We start from the raw sequence: 16,495 nt of genomic DNA, 5'->3' as shown, positions 1-16,495 counted from the left end.
ATCCAATAAAAAAGGACATCAATTATGATGTCCTTTTTATAATAGCTAAAGATATTTTATCCCTCTTGGTGTAACCAAGCCTTTTTAGCCAATAGCTCTTCTTCAGTTTCTCTTACATCTTCATCATCTACACAACAGTCAACAGGGCATACTGCAGCACATTGAGGCTCATCGTGAAAACCCTTACATTCTGTACACTTATCTGAAACGATATAATAAACTTCATCTGAAATTGCATCTTGGGCTGCTTCAGCATCAATCTGCTTGCCCCCAAAATCAATAATGCCTTCTAAACTGGTACCATCAGAAAATCTCCATGCCGTACCTGCATCATAAATTGCGTTGTTTGGACATTCAGGCTCGCAAGCACCACAATTTATACACTCATCAGTTATTTTAATTGCCATCTTATCGAATAAATATAATTGCTAAGTTTAACTTTGCACTGCAAATATAACACATAATACATTTAAAATAGTTCTAAATATGTTACCAGACAAAAAAGAATTGGCAAACGCATTAAAGCAACTTGGTAATTTCATGCAAAACCCTTCCGATGCATTTGAGGCTGTAATCTATAACGCCCAAAACCACAACGCCTGGTTTACCGCAGCAGAAATTAGAAAAGCATTGAAAGCGCTGAGCGAAATGTTAAATCCCCATGATCTGGATACCTGGTTCAACCAGATAGAAATGAGCAGTAAGCCCAAAAATATCGGCTTGATTTTGGCTGGCAACATTCCTCTGGTGGGTTTCCATGATGTATTATGTGTACTGGCTACAGGCAACATTGCACAGATCAAAATGTCATCATCAGACAACAAACTCTTGCCTGCCCTTTTAGAAGAATTAAGCACTTACTTACCAGCAATATCAGATCATTACCAATTTGTAGAGCGTTTAAGCAATTTCGATGCAGTTATTGCAACTGGTAGCAACAATACCTCAAGATATTTTGAATACTATTTTGGCAAAGTGCCCCATATTATCCGTAAGAACAGAAATAGCATAGCCATTTTAGATGGCAATGAAAGCGAGCAAGACATGAATCAGCTGGCCAATGATATTTTCGATTACTTTGGCATGGGTTGCAGAAGTATTTCCAAGATCTATATCCCGCAGCATTACAACATAGAAAAATTCTTTAAGCCTTTAGAAAACCATAAAAGTATTATAGATCATTTTAAATACAATAACAACTACGATTACAACAAATCCATATACCTGGTAAATGGCGTAAAGCATTTCGATAACGGCTTTCTGCTCTTAAAAGAAGATAAACAGTTCTCTTCGCCATTGTCGGTACTTTACTATGAAGAATATGATTCAGTTCAAAACCTAACAAGCACCCTGCAAGAAAAAGAAGCCGAAATTCAGTGCATTGAAAGCAATTTAGCACTAAACGTAGGCAAAGAAGTATTGCCTTTCGGCCAAAGTCAGCATCCAAAACTGTGGGATTATCCTGATAATGTGGATACAGTTGATTGGTTGAATCGGTTAATTGGTTGAATTGGTTAGTTGGCTTAATTGGTTAACTGATTAATTGTTTAATAGTACATCACCCTGAATTCATTTCAGGGTCTAATTATCCTCTTAAAAGGTACTTACTTGGAACGAAGCGAAAAGGCTATGCAGTAAAATAAATTTGCTTCGCAGCTACTTAGCGGTCAGCATGAAGCAATTCTTCTAAACTTCGGACTTCCAACTTCGGACTTCCAACTTCGGACTTTTTTACTATTTTTGAGCTGATGTATATTATTAAAGTTAAAGGCATAGCTAAAATACCCGATTATGTACAGCTTAGAGATGAGCGCTTCACCCTGCTGGCATATTTCAGGGTAGATCGGCCTGATAAATCCCTTGAAAAACTGGGCTTTGGTGATAAACAGGAATACATTATGAACATCATTAAAGACCTGCCTTTTGGCCAGGTAACAAAATTAGATATATAAGATGGCAGAGAACGTAATAAACCTACAGAATGTTGATGTATTTCAACAAAAAAACCTAGTACTATCTAACGTAAACCTAAATATAGCAAAAGGCGAATTTGTTTTTTTAATTGGTCAGACAGGCTCAGGTAAAAGTAGTTTACTAAAGATTATATATGGTGATTTACATATAGGTAATGGAAGCGGAAGCGTAGCCGGATTTGACCTGAAGAACCTTAAAGACAAAGAAGTACCTTTTTTACGTCGCAAATTAGGAATCGTATTTCAAGATTTCCAGTTGCTTAGCGACAGAACCATTGAACAAAACCTTTCATTCGTATTAAAAGCCACCGGTTGGAATGATGATGAACTGATTAACGAGCGCATTAAAGATGTACTTGAAAAAGTAGGCTTACGTTCTAAAATCAAAAAAATGCCCCATGAGCTATCGGGCGGCGAGCAACAACGTATCGTAATAGCCAGAGCATTACTCAACAATCCCGAGATTATTCTTGCAGATGAACCTACAGGCAACCTCGACCCTGAAACATCTGAAGAAATCGTTTTACTGTTAAAACAGATCAGCCAGAACGGTACGGCTGTTTTAATGGCTACCCACGACTACCACATCATCAGAACTTTCCCTTCGCGCATCATCAAATGCGAGAATGGAGTAGTACATGAAGATGCACAGATAGTATAACTAAACTGTCAAAATTATTGGCAAGCAGCCATACTGTTAGCTTTTGTTTTTTAAAACTGACACTATGGCTGTTTTTTATGCATTGGCAATACATTTGAGAAACAAAAATTTAAAAAACACGAGTACACATGTTTAATAAGAAGAAAAAAGAAGAAGAACCTGTGGTTGACCAAAATAAAACAGAAGAAGTTGCAGAAAATACCGATCAAGTATTGAACGATGACGCAACCTCAAGTGAAAAGGAAGTAGAAACTGCACAAGAATTGTCTGCAGAAGAAAAATTACAACAGGAAAATACTGCCTTAAACGACAAGTATTTACGTCTTTTTGCCGAATTTGACAACTATAAACGTCGTACCCAAAAAGAACGTGTTGAGCTGTTGCAAACCGCAGGCAAAGATGTAGTAGTATCTTTATTACCGGTTTTAGACGATTTTGAAAGAGCTATAAAAGCCACAGAAAATACAACAGATATAGATTCCCTACGCGAAGGCATTCTTTTAGTACAACAAAAACTGAAAGGTATTTTAACGCAACGCGGATTAAAAGAAATCAGTTCTAAGGATGCACCTTTTGATACGGATTTGCACGAAGCTATAACCCAGATACCTGCCCCTACTGAAGAATTAAAAGGAAAAGTTATCGATGAAGTTCAAAAAGGCTACACCCTTAACGATAAAGTGATCCGTTACGCAAAAGTTGTTGTAGGAGCGTAAAATACAGTTTAGAGGAAAAGATTACAAATGAGTAAAAGAGATTATTACGACGTACTTGGGGTAGCTAAAAATGCTTCTGCCGATGAAATAAAAAAGGCTTACAGAAAATTAGCCATTAAATACCATCCAGATAAAAACCCAAATGACAAGGCGGCAGAAGATAAATTTAAAGAAGCTGCCGAAGCATATGAAGTATTGAGCAATCCTGAGAAAAAACAGCGATATGACCAATTTGGACATGCGGGTGTAGGTGGCGCAGCCGGAGGCGGTGGTTTTGGCGGTGGCAGCATGAACATGGAAGATATCTTTAGCCAATTTGGCGATATCTTTGGTGGAGGCTCTCCATTTGAAAGCTTTTTTGGTGGCGGAGGCCGTCAATCTGGAGGTCGTAGAGTAGCAAAAGGCAGTAATTTACGTATAAAAGTTAAACTAACGCTAGAAGAAATTGCCCACGGCGTTGAGAAAAAAATAAAAGTAAACAAACAAATTGTTTGTAAAACCTGCGATGGCAGTGGTGCAAAAGACCGTTCTTCGGTAAGCACTTGTAAAACCTGTGGCGGTAGCGGTTCGGTAAGAAAGGTAACTAATACCATATTAGGCCAAATGCAAACAACGGCAACCTGTCCTACCTGTCATGGAACAGGCCAACAGATTACGGCCAAATGTAATGTATGTCATGGCGAAGGCACGGTACGTGGCGAAGAAACCATATCTATCAATATACCTGCAGGCGTAAGCGAAGGTATGCAGTTGAGCATGTCGGGCAAAGGAAATGCAGCCCCTAATGGAGGTATTCCGGGCGATCTGATTATATTAATTGAAGAATTGCCTCACGAAACCCTAAAACGCGATGGCAACAATATAATATATGATCTGCATGTAAGCTTTATCGATGCTGCGTTAGGTATAAGCGTAGAAGTTCCTACTATTGATGGTAGAGCCAAAATCAAAATAGAACCAGGTACACAAAGTGGTAAATTGCTTCGCTTAAAAGGTAAAGGTATTCCAGAAGTAAATTCATACCACCGTGGCGATGAAATCATTCATGTAAACATCTGGACCCCAAAAGCATTAAATGCAGAAGAAAAAGCCATCTTGGAGAAACTAAGAGACTCTCCTAACTTTAAGCCTCAACCGGGCAAAAATGACAAGAGCTTTTTTGAGAAAATGAAAGAGTATTTTGAATAATTACCATAAGGCGCCTAACAAGCGCCTTTTTTGTTTAAATGATTGATTACAATATTTGGTTTTTAGTTAAGTTTCTCTATTTTTGGACATTTTGAAAAAGTTAGTTATATATAGTTTATTATCACTTTATGTAATCTCTGGTACAGAGATGCAAGAGGTTATGAAACTACCTGTACTTTTTCAGCATTATTTCGAACATAAAGATTTAGACAAGAATATTACTTTTTGGACTTATCTTACGCATCATTACAGTGATATTCCGCATACCGACAATGATGAGAATCGTGATATGCAATTGCCTTTTAAAACCCATGATCATTGTTCGGGTTTTGCCCCTGCCCTTGAACCACCTACATTAAGCGCACTCCGCAAACTCTCAAATTCCATACACATTCCTTTTGCCACCCGTTATAACGAAGATTTTGTGTCTTCTGCTTATCACAACAAGGTATGGCAGCCCCCAAAAGCTATTGTCAACATTTAATATTTATTGAACGTGGTAATCGCCACGCAACTGTTATGTATTAAAATTTTGATAATCTTTTATTTTTATGCTAAATAAAATAATTGGGTTTTCTATAAAGAATAAACTCATTATTGGGCTTTTTACGATAACCCTTATTATATTCGGAGTTTTTGAACTCACCAAATTACCCATAGATGCCGTTCCAGATATCACCAATAACCAGGTGCAGATCATTACATCAGCACCCTCGTACGGTGCTACCGATATAGAACGTTTGGTTACCTTCCCTGTAGAGCAATCGAGCAGCAACATTGCAGGCATCAAAGAAATAAGAAGCTACAGCCGTTTTGGCCTTTCATTGGTAACACTCGTTTTTAATGACGATGTAGATATATACTGGGCCAGGCAGCAGGTTTCAGAACGATTGGTTACCATACAAGACAGAATTCCAGATGGAATAGGCAAACCCGAAATGGGTCCTATATCTACCGGTTTGGGCGAGATTTACCAATATGTGGTAAAGCCTAAAAAAGGATATGAAAACAAATATGACCTTACCGAACTGCGCACCATCCAAGATTGGATCGTAAGAAGACAGTTATTAGGGGTAAAAGGTGTGGCAGAAGTAAGCAGTTTCGGCGGAAAACTGAAACAATATGAAGTTGCCGTAAACTCTAACAAGCTGCAAGCTTACAACCTTAGCATTGCAGATGTTTTTAATGCACTCGAAAACAATAACGAAAATACCGGTGGTGCTTATATAGAAAAGCAATCTACCGTACTTTATATCAGAAGTGAAGGACTGATAGGTACCAAAGAAGATATCGAGAACATCACGATCAAAAGCTTAGATAATGGAGTTCCATTATTAATAAGAGATGTAGCCGATGTTAACATTGGTTTTGCCACACGTTACGGAGCCTTAACTTACAATGATCAAGGTGAAGTAGCCGGAGCCATCGTAATGATGCTTAAAGGTGCCAACAGTAATGTGGTGATCAACGACATCAAGACCAAAATTACACAGATACAGAAAACCCTGCCCGAAGGTGTAGAGATTGAACCCTTTCTTGATCGTACTAAAATGGTTAACAATGCCATTAAAACAGTAGAAACCAATCTATTTGAAGGAGCACTTATCGTAGTGTTTGTATTGGTTATCTTTTTGGGTAATCTCAGGGCTGGTTTTATTGTGGCTTCTGTAATCCCATTGTCTATGCTTTTTGCCATCATTATGATGAACCTCTTTGGCGTAAGCGGTAATCTGATGAGTTTAGGTGCACTGGATTTTGGCTTGATTGTAGATGGCGCCGTAATCATTGTAGAAGCTGTAATGCACCAGCTCAGCCATAATAAAAGATTTGCTTCATTAGGTCTGCTTAAGCAAAGTGATATGGATACCGAGGTAAAAAGCGCTTCCTCTAAAATGATGAATAGTGCCGTATTTGGTCAGATCATTATCCTTATCGTTTACCTGCCCATCTTCAGTTTGCAAGGTATTGAAGGAAAAATGTTCAAGCCTATGGCACAAACCGTGGCATTTGCACTCTTAGGTGCTTTTATCCTGTCGCTTACCTATATTCCTATGATAAGCAGCTTGTTTTTAAGCAAAAAGATCAAAACCAAACCTAACCTGTCAGACCGCTTGATGAATAAAATCGAGCTGCAGTATAAATCCCTGCTCCAAAAAGCATTGAACATTCCTAAAATCATCGTAGCAGGTGCCCTTGCCTTGTTCATTATCGCAATCGTGATCTTAGGCAGACTTGGCGGAGAGTTTATTCCTTCTATTGAAGAAGGAGATTTTGCAGTAGAAACACGTGTACTATCGGGCAGTAATTTAAACACAACCACAGAAAATGTACAAAAGGTTGCCGGTATCTTAAAATCACGTTTCCCTGAAGTAAAAAATATCGTAGCCAAAATAGGGAGCAGCGAGGTACCTACCGAACCGCTACCTATGGATATGGGCGATATGATCATCAACCTCAAACCTAAAAAAGAATGGATATCAGCAAAAACATTTGATGAACTTGCCGAAAAAATGGGGGCGGCAGCTAGCGAAATACCCGGTGTTACCACCAGTTTCCAGTTTCCCGTTCAGATGCGTTTTAACGAGTTGATGACCGGAGCCAGACAAGATGTAGTATGTAAGATCTTTGGCGAAAACCTAGATACCTTAAGTGTTTATGCCAAGAAAATCGGCAACATCTTAAAAGATGTAAAAGGTGCCAATGAGATTTATGTTGAACAGATCAGCGGTACACCACAAATTGTAGTAAAATACAACAGGGCTGTAATTGCACAATATGGCCTTAACATTGCCGAAATAAACAGGGCTGTAAACACTGCATTTGCAGGTAAAAGCGCAGGTTTGGTATTTGAAGGCGAAAAAAGTTTTGATTTGGTGGTACGTTTGCAAACAGATAAGCGTAAAAGCATAAGCGATGTACAGAATTTACTGATCGCAACACCATCAGGTAGCCAAATCCCTTTAAGCCAGGTTGCCAGCGTAGAACTGGTAGATAGTCCGAGCCAGATCCAACGCGAAGATACCAAACGCCGCATTCTAGTAGGTTTTAACGTAAATGGCCGTGATGTAGAAAGCATTGTGAACGAGCTTCAGGATAAAGTATCTTCTAAGATAAAATTACCTGTGGGTTACACTGTAGCCTACGGAGGCTCTTTTGAAAACTTGAATGAAGCTAAATCTCGATTAATGGTAGCTGTTCCAGTTTCATTGGTACTGATCTTCCTGCTTCTTTACTTTGCTTTCGGTTCTATCAAATACGGATTATTGATCTATAGTGCCATTCCTTTATCGGCCATTGGTGGTATTTTCCTGCTCGCTTTAAGAGGTATGCCTTTCAGTATCAGCGCAGGTGTAGGTTTTATCGCTTTGTTTGGTATTGCCGTGCTCAATGGCATTGTACTGGTAGCCGAGTTTAACAACATCAAGAAATCAGGAGAAACCAATATGAAAGATATCGTTTTAAAAGGTACACAAACCCGCTTACGCCCGGTTTTAATGACCGCTTCTGTAGCATCGTTGGGCTTTTTGCCTATGGCCATCAGTAATGGTGCTGGTGCAGATGTGCAGCGTCCTTTGGCCACGGTAGTAATAGGCGGTTTGATGATCGCTACCCTGCTTACCCTCTTTGTACTGCCTATACTTTATTTGTTTTTTGAAAAAGGCATCAAAAAGGGTAAAACAACTAAAGCCAAAGCCCTTGCAACAGCACTGCTTCTTTTTGCATTTTTACCGGTAAAAAGTCAAAAACCTCTTACTTATCAATCTGCCATAGATGGCGCTGTTGCCAATAATTTAGTGCTTAAATCATATGATTTAAAAGCAGTACAGGCTAAACAATTGGTCAATACTGCTACTACTATCGCTCCCACTCAGGTTTCGGCAGAGTATGGAAAATTTAATAGTGCCGTTAATGATAACAAATTCAGCATTAATCAAGGTTTCAGCTTGCCGGGAGTTTACCAAAACCAGAAAGCCAAATTAAATGAAAATTGGAAATCTGCCGTATTGGCCAAAGGTTTTAAAGAAGCTGAATTGAAGCGGGAAGTTACCGATATATTTTACAGCCTTCTGGTTCTGCAAGAAAAGAAGAAACTGCTTAAACAGGCCGACAGCATGTACAGTAACTTCCTGAAACTGGCTCAACAACGCTTAAAAAGTGGTGAAACAAGTAAATTGGAACAAACAAGTGCACAAAACCAGTTATTGCAAAACCAAAGCCGCTTAGCTTTATTGCAAACCCATGAAACAGCTTTAACGCAACAGCTTCAGTTTTTGATGAATACCGAAGAAGAGCTACAGCCGGTAAGCAATAAATTTAAAGTAGAGCTAACAGGGGAATTAACGCCAGATTTAGGTCAGCACCCGCAATTAAAACTACAAGAGCAGAATGAGAAAATAGCCGAAGCAGAGATCAAAGTAGAAAAATCAAAGTTACTGCCCGAGTTTAACATCGGTTACAATAACATGAGCATAGCCGATGGCATTACTTATACCCAACGTGATCGGTTCCAGTCTTTTCAGGCAGGCCTGAGTTTACCTTTATTTGGAGGAGTACAAAAAGCACGGATCAAATCTGCGCAAACACAGCTCGATCTAAGTAAAACAGAAACAGAGTTTACCCATAAAGCCCTAAAAACCATTTGGAAAACCACCACAGAGCAATACCTCAAACATTTACAGATCGTAAATGAATTTGAGCAAAAAGGCTTAAAAGGCGCCAATGAGATCAGTACGCTTTTAGACAGGCAATTGTGCAATGGCGAAATCAATTACATAGAATGGACTTTGCTCAACACCGAAGCCATTAATGTTAAAATGGCTTATTTAGAAGCTGTTGAACAACTCAATAAAAGCACTTTAGAACTTAACTACTTATTAGCTAAATAACAATGAAAAGCATTTTATATATAGGACTTTTTGCAGGCATATTAGGACTGGGAGCCTGTACGCAAAAACAAGCTCCAAATATGGCAGAAGAACAGCATGTTAATGAAGATGTGGTTGACCTAACCGATGTACAAGCTAAAAATATTAACTTAGAGATCGGTCAAGTAGAATACAAAAACATCAGTAAACATTTAAAGTTGAATGGTAAGATAGATGTACCACCGCAAAATCTAGTATCGGTTAGTATTCCCTTAGGTGGCTACCTAAAATCTACCAAAATGCTACCCGGCACACATGTAAACAAAGGTCAGATCATTGCGGTTATGGAAGACCCACAGTACATCCAGTTACAGCAAGATTACCTGAGCGTAAGAAGCAAATTGAATTATGCCGCCAAAGAACTGCAAAGGCAAAAAGAACTCAATGTAGATAAAGCCAATAGCGATAAAATACTGCAACAGGCAGAAACTGAATACCGTAACTTAAATATTGAGCGTAGAGCATTGGCAGAGAAGCTTAAACTGATCAATATCAATGCCGATAAATTGGATGAGAACAGCCTCTCGAGAACAATAAATATCTACTCGCCTATTGATGGCTACATCAGCGAGGTAAACGTAAACATAGGCAAATATGTAACCCCTTCAGATGTTATTTTTGAACTGGTTAACCCTACAGATATACATTTAAATCTTACGGTTTTTGAACGTGATCTTGATCTGGTGCAAATCGGACAGAAAGCCATTGCTTATACCAATTCAAAACCCAATCAGAAATATGAGGCAGAGGTCATTCTGGTAAGTCATAATGTAGGTGGTAACCGCAGTGCCGAAATTCATTGCCATTTTGAGAAATATGACAAGAGCCTGGTACCCGGCATGTACATGAATGCAGAGATTGAATTGCGCAACCAGAAAACAGCTACCTTGCCCGAAGCCGCAATTGTGAGTTTTGAAAACAAAGATTATGTGTTTGTTGAAATAGCCAAAAACAAATTTAAGCTTACTCCGGTAACCGTTGGCGAAACAGAACAGGGATATACTACGGTTGATAAAAACCTGGCAGGCAAGAATATTGTAACCAAAGGCGCCTATTCGGTTTTAATGAAGATGAAAAACAACGAAAGCGAAGAACATTAAGCTCTCCACTATTGAAGGCGTTTGAAGAGAATCTAAAAGGCTTTACGCTATTAAAAAGTCTTAGGATTTAAATTTTAAACGTCTTCTTTTTTAGGTTAAAAATTATTCTTGTTTTTATTTGTATTAAATCTAAATAATAGTATTTTTGTCGCACTGCTCATTAATTATGCAACAGCTAAAAGATACTTTACTCCCTACCGCATCATTCGAAGAAGTTTTTGCTACAACTCATGGAGCCATTTTTCAATCAGACAGTGAAAAATGTTGGTATATTGATTTTGCAGGTAAATTGGCCCGTTTCAATTACAAAAACCTGATTAAACTTAAAAAAGCTGTTTACAATATCGATATTGAAGCTAAACTATTGAACAGTACAAAAAGTGCCGATATCGAGATCATCTTTATCTGTGCCTGCGATCACGCCTATGTACTTTCACTTTTGCAACTGATAGAGTTTAAAGCTTTGTTACAAGGATGTTTTACCATGCTGGAACTTAATCATATCATTTACGATAGGTTGCACCGCATCGTTGCTTAAACATAGACTTAGACTCGTTCCATATTGATTATAAATTCGTTAACCAAAAACATAGCGCTTAACTTTGTGTTGTATTTAAACAATAAATGCAATCATAGTTATGAAAGATATCATCCGTACACAAAGCCTTATTTCTGCTGATATAGAAATGTTGCTTAACCAGCAGATTAAAAAAGAAGCGCACTCTTCTTCTATATACTTAGCCATGGCTTCATGGTGCGACCGTAATGGTTATGACAATTCAGCCGATTATTTCTTTAAACAAGCCGAAGAAGAAAGACAACATCAGCTTAAATTCTTTAAATACGTTTTAGATATGGGCGGCAATGCCGTATCTCCCGATGTGAGCAATATTAAACAAGAATACAATTCGTTCAGAGAAGTATTTGAAGAAGCTTTAGAACAGGAAATAAACATTACCCAGTCTATTAAAAATATAGCTGCACGCTGCTACAGCGAACAAGATTTTGTAACCCTAGAATTCTTGAACTGGTTCTTCAGAGAGCAGAGAGAAGAAGAATACAAAGCCCGCCGTGCATTAGAACTATTTGATGTAATTGGCGAAGAAGGCACCGGAAGATGGCAGATAGACAAACATGTAGGACAAATCACCTACAGCGAAGGTTAATTTTATCAGGATTTTTAGATATGAAAAGCGCATATGAACAATATATGCGCTTTTTTTGTTTAGTTTTAATCAGATATGTCTAAAAAGGATAAAAAGAAAAAGAAATCAAAGCAGGAAAAGAAAGACAAAAAGAAAAAAGACTGCTGTGAAAAATACCTCCGCGGCAAGAGGTGTAAAAATTGCCCTTTGGCATAGGTTTTTCTATTATCGTGCCGAAACACCAAACGTTATATTGAACTTCTCTAATGAATATGGGATAACGCTCATCACTACGATTCTACCGAATCCACTCCTACTACCGTCATGTTGAACTTGTTTCTGCATCTTCCTGCAGGGATAGACTCTGAAATAAATTCAGAGTGACGCGATAAGCTGTTCCAGCATCTTCCCGTCTTAAAAATCCAACGGGCCCAATCTGCGCATATTACGCATGATCCAGTACTGTCGTTTTTTAATATAAGCTGTGGCTTTATTCGGGTTCCATCTAATCGGATTAGGAAAACAGGCAGCAATCAACGCAGCTTCAGCCCTGCTTAAATTCTTACATGATTTACCATAATAAGCCTGTGAAGCAGCCTCTGCTCCGTAAATCCCATCTCCCATTTCGATCACATTCAAATACACCTCAAGAATCCGTTCCTTGCTCCACAAAACTTCTATAAGCAACGTAAAATAAGCTTCAAAAGCCTTTCTAACATAAGATCTGCCCGGCCATAAAAAAACGTTCTTGGCCGTTTGCTGCGATATTGTGCTTCCTCCGGTTTTTGCCTTACCCTTTGCATTATTTTCAAATGCTTTTTCAATCGCCTGAACATCAAAACCAATATGTTTTAAAAAGAGCTGATCCTCGGCCGATACTGCCGCTCTTTTCATATTATCCGAAATATCATCAAACTTAACCCAAGTTTTCTCCATCTTGGTAGTTTTGCCGGCCGCCTTGCGCTCCCAATTACGCTCTACCATTAAAAAGGTAATCGGCGGATTTACAAAACGATAAATCAATACCCATAAAATAGTGGTCGCAAAAAACCAGATCAGAACTTTACCTAAAATACGTTTAACTCGGTTCCAGGATGTTTTTTTTTGATTTGCAGCAGCGTTTTTTCTTTGTTTAGCCATTAATGTAAAGGTAAATAAAAAGCGTTAGCTCTAAAATTTGATTTATATTTGTTTATGCTTAAAAAAGAACGTTATCAACGCTTTGTAGATTACTTTTCTACCCATCAACCACAGGCACAAACAGAATTGCATTACAACAATCCTTACCAGTTACTTGTAGCAGTAATTCTATCCGCTCAGTGCACAGATAAACGTATAAATCAGGTTACCCCTGCGCTTTTTCAACGCTTTCCAACACCAAAATCGCTGGCAGAAACTACACCAGATATTGTTTTTGATTACATCAGAAGTGTAAGTTACCCTAACAACAAAGCTAAACATTTGGTAGGTATGGCCAATATGCTGGTAAATGAGTTTCACAATGAAGTACCTTCAGATATAAATCAGCTCCAGAAAATGCCGGGCGTAGGCAGAAAAACGGCCAATGTAATTGCCTCTGTTGTATATGATGCACCGGCAATGGCGGTTGATACCCACGTTTTCAGGGTAGCCAATAGGCTGGGATTAACCAAAGGCAAAACTCCTTTAGCAGTAGAAAAAGATTTGGTAAAAAATTTACCTGAGCATACCATTGCAACTGCTCACCATTGGCTCATCTTGCATGGACGCTATGTTTGTTTGGCACGTAATCCTAAATGTGGCATCTGTCCAATAAGGGATTTCTGCCTGTATTATGAGAAACTGGTTAAACCAAAGCAGGAACAATGATAACAATTGACACATTTAGAGAATTGGCACTTTCGTTTCCCGAAGCGACAGAAGAGCCACACTTTGAAAAAAGGGCATTCAAAGTGAAGAAAAAAATCTTTGCTACTTATGATCACAAGAACCAAAGAGCTTGCATAAAACTATCTGAAATAGATCAAAACGTTTTTTCATCTGCAGATAAGACCATTATTTATCCCGTTGACAATAAATGGGGCAAACAAGGCTGGACATTGATAGAGTTGAAAAAAGTTAACAAAGATTTGTTCATTGATGCGTTGACCACAGCCTACTGCGAAGTTGCTCCGCAAAAACTTGCCAACAAAATCAGGCCGAGCGATTAGTAAACAAAGGCGATAACAATGTAATATCAATTTGCTGCAAGTGGTTCGAATGCTTCTCAGAAAGATTTTTTTAGCTTTAAAGCATAAGAATATTTTTTTTTACCAATTTTATTTGCATTCTAAAAAAATAATTTAATAGATTTGCTAAAATTATTAGCTTTATTAAAATTACTATTTGCCGATACCAATTATTATATTTAAAACAAAGTATTAAGACATGAATCCAAACACAGACAAATTAAAAGCTTTACAGCTTACCTTAGATAAATTAGAAAAATCTTACGGAAAAGGTTCTATCATGAAATTAGGCGATCAAGCCGTTGAAACCATGGATGCCATTTCTACGGGTTCAATCAGTTTAGATATTGCCTTAGGTGTTGGAGGTGTACCCAAAGGTAGAATCATAGAAATTTATGGACCTGAATCATCAGGTAAAACTACCTTAGCCACACATATCATTGCCGAAGCACAGAAAAAAGGTGGCATTGCAGCCATAATTGATGCCGAACATGCCTTTGATAAGTTTTATGCTAAAAAATTAGGTGTTGATACTGATAACCTCTTGATTTCACAACCTGATAACGGCGAGCAAGCATTGGAAATTGCTGATAACCTAATCCGCTCAGGCGCAATAGATGTAATCGTAATTGACTCTGTAGCCGCTCTTGTGCCTAAAGCAGAGATTGAAGGTGAAATGGGCGACAGCCGTATGGGATTACAGGCACGCTTAATGAGCCAGGCCTTGCGTAAGTTAACAGGAACCATTGCCAAAACAGGATGTTGCTGTATTTTCATTAACCAGTTACGTGAAAAAATAGGTGTAATGTTTGGTAACCCTGAAACCACAACGGGCGGTAACGCATTAAAATTTTATGCTTCTGTACGTTTGGATATTCGCAGAACTTCACAAATTAAAGACAGTGATGAAGTTTCTGGTAACCGTGTAAAAGTAAAAATCGTTAAAAATAAGGTAGCCCCTCCTTTCCGTCTTGCCGAGTTTGACATCATGTTTGGCGAAGGTATTTCTAAAACAGGAGAAATCATCGACTTAGGTGTTGATTTTGGTATCATTAAAAAAGCCGGTTCATGGTTCTCTTATGGAGATACTAAATTAGGACAAGGAAGAGATGCCGTAAAACAATTGCTTTTAGACAACCCTGAACTTGCAGAAGAAATTGAAAACAAGATCAGAACCGAAGTTACCGGAGAACAATTGGAAGGAAAAGAATAAAATTCCTCTTGTCTGTAATATATGATGAGGCTATCTCCTATGTTTGTATCAAGCAAATGTAGGAGACAGCTTATTTTTTAATCTTAGAAATTTGATGACTTAGGTGTGAGCTGCGAATTGGTTTCAACAAAATTCTTGTCTAACTTGGTAATCACATAAATTGCCCCGCAAATTGCCAGACACAATAAGATAATCCCAACAAGATTTTTGTTCTTGCGTTTATCCTGCTTAATTAACCAGTATAAAAAGCCCAATAAAGGCAATAACAATAAACTAAAAAATATAAAACTTGTAGCTCCCATTTTCTTAAAACTTAAAATTCCATTTTCGCCATTGGCGCAACATCCTGCCCAACAAACTCACCTGCTAAATATTTATGGTAACCCGCAATGGCAATCATAGCAGCGTTATCGGTACAATACTCAAAAGCAGGAATATAAACTTTCCAGTTCAAGGTTTCCTGCATACCCAGCAAAGCAGCTCTTAAACCAGAGTTTGCCGATACCCCACCTGCAATAGCGATTTCATTACAATTATACTGCTTTGCAGCTTTATTTAACTTATTAATTAAGATATTTACAATACTGTGTTGCACAGATGCACAAATATCTGCAAGGTTATTTTCAACAAAATTGGCATCCTTAGCTTTTTGATCTCTCACAAAATAAAGGATAGAAGTTTTAAAACCACTGAAGCTATAATTTAATCCCTGTATCTGAGGTTCAGGAAATTTAAAAGCATGTGGATTTCCCTCCCGTGCATATTTATCAATCAAAGGCCCTCCCGGATAAGGAAGGTTTAAGATCTTGGCTGTTTTATCAAAAGCCTCACCTGCTGCATCATCTAAAGTCTCTCCCACAATCTCCATATCAAAATAATCTTTAACCAGCACAATTTGCGTATGCCCGCCAGAAACCGTTAAACACAGAAAAGGAAATTTAGGTTTGGGTTCATCAATAAAATGCGCCAAAATATGGGCCTGCATATGATTTACAGAAATAAGGGGTAAATCAAGCGCTAAGGCAAAAGATTTTGCAAAAGAAACACCCACCAGTAGCGATCCCAGCAATCCCGGACCACGGGTAAAAGCAATGGCATCTAGCTGTGTTTTATCTACTTTTGAAATAGCTAAGGCCTGTTGAACGGCAGGAACAATATTCTGTTGATGAACCCTCGAAGCCAATTCTGGTATTACACCTCCATAATTTTCATGAATTGTTTGGTTTGCAATAACATTGGCAGTAATTTTGCCGTTGTTACAAACAGCTACCGATGTTTCATCACAAGATGACTCAATGGCTAATATTATAGGCACAGTTAAAAATTTTAAGTTTACAAAATTATCAAAAAACTATTAAAAATACTTC

17 protein-coding genes are annotated in these 16,495 nt (G+C 38.2%); 13 read left to right on the top strand and 4 right to left on the bottom strand.

The genetic code is table 11. The features are described 5' to 3' along the window. Positions 1-56: 56 nt before the first annotated feature. A complete protein-coding gene (locus tag MMF97_RS09685) occupies positions 57-407 on the bottom strand; it encodes a 4Fe-4S dicluster domain-containing protein (protein WP_243361933.1) in 351 nt (116 codons plus the stop codon). A 79-nt stretch (positions 408-486) separates the two neighbouring features. On the opposite strand from MMF97_RS09685, the gene MMF97_RS09680 reads away from it, so the two are divergent. From MMF97_RS09680 to MMF97_RS09635, 10 genes are all read left to right on the top strand, one after another. Beyond that, entirely contained in the window at positions 487-1,509 is a 1,023-nt protein-coding gene (locus MMF97_RS09680) for an acyl-CoA reductase (protein WP_243361931.1), read from the top strand. Positions 1,510-1,748: 239 nt separating this feature from the next. Next, positions 1,749-1,952 (top strand): fructose-6-phosphate aldolase, encoded by a 204-nt coding sequence (locus MMF97_RS09675; protein WP_243361929.1) that lies wholly within the window; start codon positions 1,749-1,751, stop codon positions 1,950-1,952. Position 1,953: 1 nt separating this feature from the next. Further along, entirely contained in the window at positions 1,954-2,634 is a 681-nt protein-coding gene (locus tag MMF97_RS09670; protein ID WP_243361927.1) for a cell division ATP-binding protein FtsE, read from the top strand. Positions 2,635-2,762: 128 nt separating this feature from the next. Then, on the top strand, positions 2,763-3,350 hold the full coding sequence (locus MMF97_RS09665; RefSeq protein WP_243361925.1) for a nucleotide exchange factor GrpE: 588 nt from the start codon (positions 2,763-2,765) through the stop codon (positions 3,348-3,350). Between the two features lie 27 nt (positions 3,351-3,377). Next, on the top strand, positions 3,378-4,538 hold the full coding sequence (dnaJ, locus tag MMF97_RS09660) for a molecular chaperone DnaJ (RefSeq protein WP_243361923.1): 1,161 nt from the start codon (positions 3,378-3,380) through the stop codon (positions 4,536-4,538). A gap of 91 nt (positions 4,539-4,629) precedes the next feature. After that, complete coding sequence (locus MMF97_RS09655) at positions 4,630-5,022, top strand: hypothetical protein (RefSeq protein WP_243361921.1); 393 nt, start codon at positions 4,630-4,632, stop codon at positions 5,020-5,022. 67 nt (positions 5,023-5,089) lie between these two features. Next, positions 5,090-9,424 carry a CusA/CzcA family heavy metal efflux RND transporter gene (locus MMF97_RS09650; protein ID WP_243361919.1) on the top strand — a complete coding sequence of 1,445 codons (4,335 nt, stop codon included), beginning with the start codon at positions 5,090-5,092 and terminating at the stop codon, positions 9,422-9,424. Positions 9,425-9,426: 2 nt separating this feature from the next. Further along, on the top strand, positions 9,427-10,563 hold the full coding sequence (locus MMF97_RS09645) for an efflux RND transporter periplasmic adaptor subunit (RefSeq protein ID WP_243361917.1): 1,137 nt from the start codon (positions 9,427-9,429) through the stop codon (positions 10,561-10,563). 166 nt (positions 10,564-10,729) lie between these two features. Continuing rightward, the gene (locus MMF97_RS09640; RefSeq protein ID WP_243361915.1) at positions 10,730-11,101 is read left to right on the top strand and encodes a hypothetical protein; all 372 of its coding nucleotides are present in this window, start codon (positions 10,730-10,732) and stop codon (positions 11,099-11,101) included. A gap of 100 nt (positions 11,102-11,201) precedes the next feature. Beyond that, the gene (locus MMF97_RS09635) at positions 11,202-11,729 is read left to right on the top strand and encodes a ferritin (RefSeq protein ID WP_243361913.1); all 528 of its coding nucleotides are present in this window, start codon (positions 11,202-11,204) and stop codon (positions 11,727-11,729) included. A gap of 393 nt (positions 11,730-12,122) precedes the next feature. Here MMF97_RS09635 and mtgA read toward each other — a convergent pair whose 3' ends face one another. Then, positions 12,123-12,848, bottom strand: coding sequence for a monofunctional biosynthetic peptidoglycan transglycosylase (gene mtgA / locus MMF97_RS09630; protein ID WP_243361911.1), 726 nt, complete (start codon positions 12,846-12,848; stop codon positions 12,123-12,125). Positions 12,849-12,902: 54 nt separating this feature from the next. On the opposite strand from mtgA, the gene nth reads away from it, so the two are divergent. From nth to recA, 3 genes are all read left to right on the top strand, one after another. Beyond that, positions 12,903-13,556 (top strand): endonuclease III, encoded by a 654-nt coding sequence (gene nth / locus MMF97_RS09625; RefSeq protein ID WP_243361909.1) that lies wholly within the window; start codon positions 12,903-12,905, stop codon positions 13,554-13,556. Continuing rightward, complete coding sequence (locus tag MMF97_RS09620; RefSeq protein WP_243361907.1) at positions 13,553-13,897, top strand: MmcQ/YjbR family DNA-binding protein; 345 nt, start codon at positions 13,553-13,555, stop codon at positions 13,895-13,897. The genes nth and MMF97_RS09620 overlap by 4 nt, the downstream gene beginning before the upstream one ends. 217 nt (positions 13,898-14,114) lie before the next feature. Beyond that, on the top strand, positions 14,115-15,128 hold the full coding sequence (gene recA, locus MMF97_RS09615) for a recombinase RecA (RefSeq protein ID WP_243361905.1): 1,014 nt from the start codon (positions 14,115-14,117) through the stop codon (positions 15,126-15,128). Between the two features lie 83 nt (positions 15,129-15,211). On the opposite strand, the gene MMF97_RS09610 is transcribed toward recA, so the two are convergent. Further along, positions 15,212-15,430: a hypothetical protein gene (locus MMF97_RS09610; protein WP_243361903.1), complete on the bottom strand. Its 219-nt coding sequence runs from the start codon at positions 15,428-15,430 to the stop codon at positions 15,212-15,214. Between the two features lie 11 nt (positions 15,431-15,441). Further along, positions 15,442-16,443 (bottom strand): tRNA (adenosine(37)-N6)-threonylcarbamoyltransferase complex transferase subunit TsaD, encoded by a 1,002-nt coding sequence (gene tsaD, locus MMF97_RS09605; RefSeq protein ID WP_243361901.1) that lies wholly within the window; start codon positions 16,441-16,443, stop codon positions 15,442-15,444. Positions 16,444-16,495 lie beyond the last annotated feature (52 nt).

Origin of the sequence: Pedobacter montanisoli, assembly GCF_022809115.1 — a bacterium.
Taxonomy (GTDB): domain Bacteria; phylum Bacteroidota; class Bacteroidia; order Sphingobacteriales; family Sphingobacteriaceae; genus Pedobacter; species Pedobacter montanisoli.
The sequence above is the reverse complement of the archived record's forward strand: the minus strand, read 5'-3'. Positions and strand labels throughout refer to the sequence as shown.

Bases quoted from the DNA above. Each gene is read 5' to 3' on its own strand.
- MMF97_RS09620 (WP_243361907.1), top strand. From the start codon at position 13,553: ATGATAACAATTGACACATTTAGAGAATTGGCACTTTCGTTTCCCGAA.
- MMF97_RS09645 (WP_243361917.1), top strand. From the start codon at position 9,427: ATGAAAAGCATTTTATATATAGGACTTTTTGCAGGCATATTAGGACTG.
- MMF97_RS09670 (WP_243361927.1), top strand. From the start codon at position 1,954: ATGGCAGAGAACGTAATAAACCTACAGAATGTTGATGTATTTCAACAA.
- MMF97_RS09680 (WP_243361931.1), top strand. From the start codon at position 487: ATGTTACCAGACAAAAAAGAATTGGCAAACGCATTAAAGCAACTTGGT.
- nth (WP_243361909.1), top strand. From the start codon at position 12,903: ATGCTTAAAAAAGAACGTTATCAACGCTTTGTAGATTACTTTTCTACC.
- MMF97_RS09665 (WP_243361925.1), top strand. From the start codon at position 2,763: ATGTTTAATAAGAAGAAAAAAGAAGAAGAACCTGTGGTTGACCAAAAT.
- dnaJ (WP_243361923.1), top strand. From the start codon at position 3,378: ATGAGTAAAAGAGATTATTACGACGTACTTGGGGTAGCTAAAAATGCT.
- MMF97_RS09610 (WP_243361903.1), bottom strand. From the start codon at position 15,430: ATGGGAGCTACAAGTTTTATATTTTTTAGTTTATTGTTATTGCCTTTA.
- MMF97_RS09650 (WP_243361919.1), top strand. From the start codon at position 5,090: ATGCTAAATAAAATAATTGGGTTTTCTATAAAGAATAAACTCATTATT.
- MMF97_RS09675 (WP_243361929.1), top strand. From the start codon at position 1,749: ATGTATATTATTAAAGTTAAAGGCATAGCTAAAATACCCGATTATGTA.
- recA (WP_243361905.1), top strand. From the start codon at position 14,115: ATGAATCCAAACACAGACAAATTAAAAGCTTTACAGCTTACCTTAGAT.
- MMF97_RS09640 (WP_243361915.1), top strand. From the start codon at position 10,730: ATGCAACAGCTAAAAGATACTTTACTCCCTACCGCATCATTCGAAGAA.
- mtgA (WP_243361911.1), bottom strand. From the start codon at position 12,848: ATGGCTAAACAAAGAAAAAACGCTGCTGCAAATCAAAAAAAAACATCC.
- MMF97_RS09685 (WP_243361933.1), bottom strand. From the start codon at position 407: ATGGCAATTAAAATAACTGATGAGTGTATAAATTGTGGTGCTTGCGAG.
- MMF97_RS09635 (WP_243361913.1), top strand. From the start codon at position 11,202: ATGAAAGATATCATCCGTACACAAAGCCTTATTTCTGCTGATATAGAA.